The 1,635-nt window shown below is 37.3% G+C and carries 1 pseudogene; it reads left to right on the plus strand.

The features are described from left to right. Positions 1–17 precede the first annotated feature (17 nt). Positions 18–1,589, plus strand: a pseudogene (locus tag C9J35_RS23010) (IS3 family transposase). Positions 1,590–1,635: the final 46 nt, after the last annotated feature.

The raw sequence follows: 1,635 nt of genomic DNA on the forward strand, positions 1-1,635 counted from the left end.
CTAAGGGGAGCATTTTTATGGGGCGAAGTAAACATTCACTCGAGTTAAAACTACATATCCTTCAATTGTACGAAGAAGGTCACTATTCAATCAATGAATTGTGTGAAAGGTTTTCATTAGATCAACAAACTTTCCATAGATGGAAAATGAAATATGAGGCAGGTGGACGTGAAGGATTGCAAGAAGCGACTTCATGTAAATTCTATTCAAAAGAGTTAAAATTAGCGGCTGTGGAAGACTACATTCAACAGAATTATTCACAGATGGAGGTGTTAGCGAAATATGAGATCAGCAGTACCTCTGTTTAAAAAAAGTGGGTAAAAAAGTATACTGGTCATAGAGAATTAAAAGATTCAGGTAAAGGAATGAGTCAAGCTATGACAGAAGGAAGAAAGACAACTTTTGAGGAGCGTAATGAAATTGTCAACTACTGTTTGAAGCACCAGAAAAATTATCAGTTGGCAGCGCACACCTATGGTGTTTCGTATCAACAGGTGTATCAATGGACGAAGAAATTTGAAACGAACGGTGCAGAGGGATTACGTGATCGCCGTGGTCGCACAAAAGATGAAGTCGAATTAACCGTTGAGGAGAAATTGAAATTAGAAATTCAACGTATAGAGCGTGAAAATGAACGCTTACGTGCAGAAAATCTATTTTTAAAAAAGTTAGAGGAAATCGAAAGGAGGCATCGTTAAGCCAAATTCGTTTACAGCAAAGCTATTTAGCGATTCAAGAATTACATCAAGAGGAAGAACTTTCGATTCTTTTACTATGTGAAATCGCTGGTGTTTCACGTGCTGCTTACTATAAGTGGCTAAGTCGCAAGCCCTCTAACAGAGAAGTTGAAAATAAAGCAATTTTAAAGGACATTCATCTCCATTACCAACAAGTAGATGGTATTTACGGCTATCGTCGTACGACATTGGCAATCAATCGTCAGCGAAAAGAAAATAATCAAACGATGTAACGAGAAGCGTATTTATCGTTTAATGCAGATTAGTGGATTGAAGTCTGTTATTCGGAGAAAGCGCAAGCCTTATCGTAAATCCCCAGCTCATCATGTGGCGGAGAACGTATTAAATCGAGCATTTACATCGAAAAAGCCAAATGAAAAATGGTGTACAGATGTTACAGAGTTTAAGTATGGGAACGGTAAAAAAGCTTATTTAAGCGCAATTATCGATTTATATGATGGTTCAATTGTGAGTTATGTGTTGGGTCATTCGAATAATAATTCCCTTGTTTTCAAAACAATAAAATCAGCCATTCAAACATTACAATCAGGCGAGCAGCCATTAATACATAGTGATCGAGGTTTTCAATATACATCGAAGGAATTTAAGCGAATCGTGGACACAGCCAATATGACGCAAAGTATGTCGCGTGTTGGTCGATGTATTGATAACGGACCAATTGAATCATTTTGGGGCACACTGAAGTGTGAGAAGTATCATTTACATAAGTACGATTCATATGGAGAGTTAAAACAAGCGATTGATGACTATATTCATTTTTATAATCATTATCGCTACCAGAAACGATTAAACGGCTTGAGTCCTTTAGAATTCAGGGCTCAAGCCGCTTAATACATTTTTTATTATTTCCACTGTCTACTTGACGGGGTGCAGTTCA

Origin of the sequence: Lysinibacillus parviboronicapiens (genome assembly GCF_003049575.1) — a bacterium.
Taxonomy (GTDB): domain Bacteria; phylum Bacillota; class Bacilli; order Bacillales_A; family Planococcaceae; genus Lysinibacillus; species Lysinibacillus parviboronicapiens.